The organism is Martelella sp. UBA3392 (assembly GCF_002358775.1).
GTDB classification, from domain to species: domain Bacteria; phylum Pseudomonadota; class Alphaproteobacteria; order Rhizobiales; family Rhizobiaceae; genus Martelella; species Martelella mediterranea.
The window spans coordinates 11,120-17,158 of the sequence record NZ_DEPM01000172.1; the positions used below are offsets into that span (position 1 = coordinate 11,120).

At 63.4% G+C, this 6,039-nt stretch carries 8 protein-coding genes; 7 read left to right on the forward strand and 1 reads right to left on the reverse strand.

What is annotated here, in order from left to right; all coding sequences use genetic code 11:
* Positions 1-34: 34 nt before the first annotated feature.
* The 7 genes from B4E36_RS13150 (at position 35) to B4E36_RS13180 (ending at position 5,346) form a co-directional block, all read left to right on the forward strand.
* Positions 35-595 (forward strand): flavin reductase family protein, encoded by a 561-nt coding sequence (locus B4E36_RS13150; protein ID WP_292054019.1) that lies wholly within the window; start codon positions 35-37, stop codon positions 593-595.
* Positions 596-816: 221 nt separating this feature from the next.
* Positions 817-1,536: an ABC transporter ATP-binding protein gene (locus B4E36_RS13155; RefSeq protein ID WP_292054022.1), complete on the forward strand. Its 720-nt coding sequence runs from the start codon at positions 817-819 to the stop codon at positions 1,534-1,536.
* Positions 1,533-2,246: an ABC transporter ATP-binding protein gene (locus B4E36_RS13160; protein WP_292054025.1), complete on the forward strand. Its 714-nt coding sequence runs from the start codon at positions 1,533-1,535 to the stop codon at positions 2,244-2,246. The genes B4E36_RS13155 and B4E36_RS13160 overlap by 4 nt, the downstream gene beginning before the upstream one ends.
* Positions 2,243-3,106, forward strand: a complete 864-nt coding sequence (locus tag B4E36_RS13165) for a branched-chain amino acid ABC transporter permease (protein ID WP_292054028.1) — start codon at positions 2,243-2,245, stop codon at positions 3,104-3,106. The genes B4E36_RS13160 and B4E36_RS13165 overlap by 4 nt, the downstream gene beginning before the upstream one ends.
* Positions 3,107-3,115: 9 nt before the next feature.
* On the forward strand, positions 3,116-4,147 hold the full coding sequence (locus B4E36_RS13170; protein WP_292054031.1) for a branched-chain amino acid ABC transporter permease: 1,032 nt from the start codon (positions 3,116-3,118) through the stop codon (positions 4,145-4,147).
* A 22-nt stretch (positions 4,148-4,169) separates the two neighbouring features.
* Positions 4,170-5,006: an intradiol ring-cleavage dioxygenase gene (locus B4E36_RS13175; protein WP_292054034.1), complete on the forward strand. Its 837-nt coding sequence runs from the start codon at positions 4,170-4,172 to the stop codon at positions 5,004-5,006.
* Between the two features lie 7 nt (positions 5,007-5,013).
* The gene (locus B4E36_RS13180) at positions 5,014-5,346 is read left to right on the forward strand and encodes a hypothetical protein (protein ID WP_292054036.1); all 333 of its coding nucleotides are present in this window, start codon (positions 5,014-5,016) and stop codon (positions 5,344-5,346) included.
* A gap of 12 nt (positions 5,347-5,358) precedes the next feature.
* On the opposite strand, the gene B4E36_RS13185 is transcribed toward B4E36_RS13180, so the two are convergent.
* Positions 5,359-6,039 (reverse strand): substrate-binding domain-containing protein (locus B4E36_RS13185; protein WP_345900450.1); only part of this gene is annotated, 681 nt, incomplete at its 5' end.

The window sequence follows — 6,039 nt, forward strand, 5'->3', positions numbered from 1 at the left end:
CCCCCGCCAATACAGACTGCCGGAGTAATGCCTGATGCCTGAACACCATACCGTCGCCGAAGCCTTTCGCGAGGCTTTCCGTTGCCATCCCGCGGGCGTTGCGGTGATCACCGCCGATCCCGGCGATCAGCCGGTGGCGATGACCGTGTCCTCGCTGATTTCCGTCAGCGCTTCTCCGCCGACCATTGCCTTCTCGCTTTCGGCGCGATCGCGGTCCACGGCAGCGGTGTTGCAGGCGGAAACCGTGGTTGTCCATATGTTGCGCTACCCGGATCTGGAACTGGCGCGGCTCGGCGCGACGCCCGGCGCCGACCGCTTCGGTCCGGGCATTGCCTGGACGCGGCTTCCGACCGGCGAACCGCGCTACACCAATGTTTCGACCTGGTTCAGGGCGCGCATCAGCGGAACGCTGGCGGTCGAGGGGGCAACGCTGGTGGCCGCCGAACTGCTTGAAGGGGCGACCGCCGATCTCGCCGCGCCCGAGCGGGAATCGCTGGTCTATCTGGATCGCCGCTGGCACCGGTTGCGCGAGGACAGCAGCGGCGTGGCCAGTCTGGCATTGCTGGATGAGGAATATCGCGACGTTTTCCGCTGAGCTGTTCGCGGCGGAAGCGCCGGAAGCCGGATATTATAACCCGGAGCGATATTTTGACGAAGCTATCCGATCACGCTGCCCGTCATGGCGGGCTAAGATAGGCTCGGCGGCTGGTCACGCGGAACGGTTCGGGAAAACCGGTCTGCAGGCCGGATATTGCGAGGAGGCGGACTGTTCCGGCGAACGCGCCGGGAGACGGTCCGCAAGGGGAGAGAACAATTATGGCAGTCCTTTCAGTCAAGGGAATGTCGAAAAGCTTCGGCTCGCTGAAGGTCGCTGACAATGTCAGTTTCGATCTGGCCGCCGGCGAGGCCTTGGGCATCATCGGGCCGAACGGCGCGGGAAAGTCCACGCTCTTCAATCTCATAACCGGAAATCTCAAGCCGGACAGCGGACAGGTGATGCTGGACGGCCGCGACGTCACCCGCGAAAGCCCGATGCAGCGCTGCGCCAGCGGCATTGGCCGCTCGTTCCAGATCCCGCAGCCTTTTGGCCATCTCTCGGTCTATGAAAACCTGCTCGTGGCGGCGCGCTTCGGCGGTTCGGTCAAGGCATCCGAAGCGCCGGATTTCTGCATGGAGCTTCTCACCCGTACGGGGCTCGATCATCTGGCCACGCAAAAGGCCGGGGCGCTTCCGCTTCTCAGCCGCAAGCGGCTGGAACTGGCGCGCGCGCTGTCCACCCGGCCGCATGTGATCCTGCTGGACGAGATCGCGGGCGGGCTGACCGATGGCGAGTGCGGCGAACTGGTGTCGACGATCCGCGCCATCCATGCCGAGGGCATGGCGATCATCTGGATCGAGCACGTGCTGCATGCGCTGAACGCAGTCGTGTCCCGGCTGATGGTGCTGAATTTCGGGGAGGTGCTGATGGACGGCAAGCCGGACGCGGTCATGGCCGCGCCGAAGGTGCGCGAAATCTATCTGGGGATCGAGGCATGAGCGCGCTTCTGGAAATACGCGACCTGACGGCCCATTACGGCGACTTTCAGGCCCTGTTCGGCGTCGATCTGACGCTGAAGCACGGCGAGGCGCTGGCCATCATCGGCGCGAACGGCGCCGGCAAGACCACGCTGATGCGCGCCATCACCGGCATCGCAAAGGTAACGGCGGGCACGATCGCTCTGGAGGGCAGGCGCATCGACCGGCTGGGCGCGCCGGACATTCTGCGCGCCGGCATCAGTATGATGCCGGAGGGACGCTGCCTGTTTCCGAGCCTGAGCGTCGAGGAAAACCTCGAGATCGGAGCGCACGCCCGCAAGGGCAACGCCTACTGGAACCTGTCGCGCGTCTTCGAAATGTTTCCGGTTCTGGCCGAACGCCGCAGCCAGCCGGCGACCGCGCTTTCGGGCGGCCAGCAGCAGATGGTGGCGCTCGGGCGGGCGCTGATGTCGAACCCGTCCGTGTTGCTGTGCGACGAGCTGAGCCTGGGGCTCGCCCCCGTCGTCATCCGCGAAATCTACGCCTCCTTCCCGAAAATCCGCGAGAGCGGCACGGCGATCATCGTTGTCGAGCAGGATATCGGACAGGCGCTCGCAATCGCCGATGTCGTCCATTGCATGATGGAAGGCCGCATCACCCTGTCGGGGCATCCTTCGGAACTGTCGCGCGAGGCCATCCACGACGCCTATTTCGGAGTAAGTCACGCATGATCTGGTTGGATACGCTTGTTCAGGGCCTGTTGCTTGGCGGTCTTTACGCCCTGTTTGCCGCCGGGCTGAGCCTTGTCTTCGGCATCATGCGGCTGGTCAATCTGGCCCATGGCGATCTGATCGTGCTGGCCGCCTATCTGATCCTCGGCGTCGGCACTGTGTTGGGGCTGAATCCGTTCGTCGCCGCGCTGATCGCCATGCCGATCATGTTCGCGCTTGGCTATGTGCTGCAGATCGCGCTTTTGAACCGGGTGCTGGGCGAGGATATCCTGCCGCCGCTTCTGGTCACCTTCGGCCTGTCGATCGTCATCCAGAACGCGCTGCTGCAGCAGTTTACCGCCGACAGCCGCAAGCTGCCGGTCGGGCCCATCGAGGCCGAGTCGGTCTATCTCGGGACGATGAATATCGGCGTCATGCCGCTGATCACCTTCGCCTCCGCCATTCTCGTCATCCTCGGGCTGAACTGGATCTTCTACCGCACAGCACTTGGCCGGGCCTTCAGGGCAACCTCCGACGATCCGGTGACGGCGCAGCTCATGGGCATACGTCCGCAACGGGTTTTCGCGGTCGCCACCGGCATTGCGATGGTGGTGGCTACGATCGCCGCGCTGTACCTCGGTGCAAGGGCCAACTTCGATCCGTCGATCGGGCCGGCGCGCCTGCTCTACGCCTTCGAGGCGGTCATTATCGGCGGGCTCGGAAGCCTGTGGGGAACGCTGATCGGCGGGTTGATCATCGGCGTAGCACAGGCGTTTGGCGCCGCTATCAATCCCCAATGGCAAATTCTGGCGGGCCATGTCGCCTTTGTCGTCGTGCTGCTCGTGCGACCGCGCGGGCTGTTCCCGCGCGCATATGATTGAGGACCGGCCATGAGAAACGCGTTTGAACTTCTCTTCTCCGCCGTCATCATCGTCATTCTGGCGATCATACCGCTGTTCGGCATGCGCGCCCTGGTGCAGGACCTGTTCATGGTGCTGTGCCTGCTGGTGCTGGCGCTGAACTGGAACATGCTGGCGGGCTTTGCCGGGCTGGTCTCGGTCGGCCAGCAGCTTTTCGTCGGCGTCGGGGCGTATTCGATGTTCGCCGCCGCGATCCTCTGGGGGATCGACCCGCTGACGGGCATTCTGATCGGCGGGCTGGTGGCCATGGCGCTCTCGGTCCCGGTCGCCTTCTTCACCTTCCGTCTTTACGGTGCCTATTTCGCGATCGGCACATGGGCCGTCGCCGAAATCGCCCGGCTGTCCTTCAGCCAGTGGCGGGCGCTTGGCGGGGGAACGGGGACCGCGCTGCCCAGGGGGGCCGCGCGCGAAATGCCGGGCGTGCAGGCCTTGCGCGACCTTCTCGATATCTCGGGCGCGGCCGCGGTGGATGTGCTGACCTACTGGCTCGCGCTGGGTTTGGTCGTCGTCATGCTCGCCGCAAGCTGGCTGTTCCTGCGCTCGCGCATGGGGCTCGGCCTGCAGGCGATGCGCGACAATACGGTCGCAGCCCGATCCGTGGGCGTCGATCCGCTGCGGCTCAAGGCGCTGGTTTTCATGCTGACCGCCTTTGGCACCGGGCTTTGCGGCGGCCTCATCTTTCTCCAGACTGGCCGGATCGCGCCCGACGCCGCCTTTTCGGTGATCGACTGGACCGCCTTCGTCATCTTCATCGTCGTGATCGGCGGGATCGGCACCCTGCCGGGGCCGATCATCGGGGTGCTGGTCTTCTACGGGCTTCAGCGCCTGCTGGCGGACTATGGAACCGTCTATCTGATCATTCTGGGAATAATCGGCATTGCCATCATGCTGTTCGAAAGACGAGGACTGTGGGGAGGCGTCGTGCAGAAAACCGGCTTCGACTTCCTGCCGCTCGAACATCTTCCGCCGAAATCCGGCCCGCGCAATCGCAAAATCACATGACCCCTTTGAGGAGTAGAAGTTCATGAGCTATTTCACCGAAGACAATTCCGCCAGCACCGTCAATGCGCGCATGGGACCCGAAACGGACGCGCGTCTGGCGGAGGTCATGTCCTGTCTCGTTCGCCATCTTCATGATTTCGCCAAGGAAATCCATCTGACCCAGGAAGAGTGGGACTATGCGATCGGTTTTTTGACGAAGACGGGCCAGATGTGCTCCGAGGAGCGGCAGGAGTTTATTCTGCTGTCGGACGTTCTCGGGTTCTCGATGCTGGTCGACGCGATCAACAACCGGCGGCCCGAAGGCGCGACGGAAAACACCGTCTTCGGCCCCTTCCATGTCGACGGCGCGCCAATCCGGCAGATGGGCGACACTATTTCCTTGGACGGCAAGGGCGAGAGCTGCCTGTTCGAGGGCCGCGTTCTCGACATTGACGGCAACCCGATCGAAGGCGCGACGGTGGATGTCTGGTCGGACAATGCCGATGGCTATTACGACGTTCAGCAGCCGGGCATTCAGCCGAAATGGAACAATCGCGGGCGGTTCATCACCGGGGCGGACGGGCGCTACAGTTTTGTCGGCATCAAGCCGGTCAGCTACCCGATCCCCGATGACGGTCCGGTGGGACAGATGCTCGGCCATCTCGGCCGCCATCCCTACCGCCCTGCGCATATGCACTATCTCGTCACCGCGCCGGGCTATCAGAAACTGGTCACCCACACCTTTGTCGGCGGTGATAAATATCTGGAATCCGACGCCGTTTTCGGCGTCAAGAACACCCTGATTGCGCCCTATGAGCGGATTGAGGACGGCGCAACGCTGTGGCGCTCCCCCTTCGATTTCGTTCTCGTTTCACAATGAGGTCAGAATGCCCAACGTCAAGATCTTCATCGATGAGGCGCAATACGGTGCGGCGCGGGACCGTCTCGCGGCGTTTCTGCCGGATATGCGCACCTCGCTGTGTTCCAGTCTCTCGGTCGGCAATGAAGCCTTCCAACTGGCCATAATCCCGGTGCTCGGCCTGCCGGATCAGCCCCAGATCAATGTCGAGCTTTCCTTGCTGGAGCGGCCGGACCGCACGCACGGGATGGTCACCGAAGTGGCCGGGCAGCTTCGCGAGCAGATCGGTCATGTCACGGGGCAGTCGGTCGCCGTGCGCATCGCGATGTTGGATCCCAAGACCTATGTCGCGCTGAAATAGAGCCCTTCGGGTTCAGCCGCGGCGTTGGGTCACCTGTTCGTCGTGCTCCATGCGCGCCTGCAGCCGCTGGGCTTCGGTCTGCAGGAAGGTGATGAACTGCTCGGCCGCCGGCGGTCTCTTGCCATCGGTCTTGGTCATGACGCCCAACTGGCGGTTCGGATGATCGATCTTCAACGGCAGGGCGACAAGCGGGATGGTGCGGCGGTTCAGGAACACCACCGAATAGGGAAGCACGGTCAGCGAATCCGACCCCAGCAGAAGCGATTGGATGGATGCCAGCGTCCCGCCCGAGAAATTGACCATGAAACTTTCCTGTCCCATGGATTTCAGCGCGCGCTCAAGGTCGCGGTAGAGCGGACTGTTGGAGGGCGGCGCGATCCACGGATAGGGCGCGATCGCATCGGAGGTGATCGCCTTGATCCGCGTCAGCGGATGATCCTGCCGGCACGCCACGACATTGCGGCCCGAAAGCAGCGGCAGGAACTCCATGTCGGACGGCACCTGCCGGGGATGAAGCGGCAGGATGGCGATATCGAGGCCGCCATTCCTCAGCCCGGCCTCGAGCGTGTCCAGATAGCCGTAGGATTGATCGATATAGACGTCCGAATAGCGCGACTGGAATTCCGCGATCAGCTTGGCCACGACGCCATCGGTGAAGATCGGCGAGCCGCCGACCCTCAGCCGGCCGGCCAG

What these genes read in the sequence shown, in the direction of transcription:
- B4E36_RS13160 (WP_292054025.1), top strand. Translation starts at nt 1,533, where the DNA reads ATGAGCGCGCTTCTGGAAATACGCGACCTGACGGCCCATTACGGCGAC.
- B4E36_RS13150 (WP_292054019.1), top strand. Translation starts at nt 35, where the DNA reads ATGCCTGAACACCATACCGTCGCCGAAGCCTTTCGCGAGGCTTTCCGT.
- B4E36_RS13155 (WP_292054022.1), top strand. Translation starts at nt 817, where the DNA reads ATGGCAGTCCTTTCAGTCAAGGGAATGTCGAAAAGCTTCGGCTCGCTG.
- B4E36_RS13170 (WP_292054031.1), top strand. Translation starts at nt 3,116, where the DNA reads ATGAGAAACGCGTTTGAACTTCTCTTCTCCGCCGTCATCATCGTCATT.
- B4E36_RS13165 (WP_292054028.1), top strand. Translation starts at nt 2,243, where the DNA reads ATGATCTGGTTGGATACGCTTGTTCAGGGCCTGTTGCTTGGCGGTCTT.
- B4E36_RS13180 (WP_292054036.1), top strand. Translation starts at nt 5,014, where the DNA reads ATGCCCAACGTCAAGATCTTCATCGATGAGGCGCAATACGGTGCGGCG.
- B4E36_RS13175 (WP_292054034.1), top strand. Translation starts at nt 4,170, where the DNA reads ATGAGCTATTTCACCGAAGACAATTCCGCCAGCACCGTCAATGCGCGC.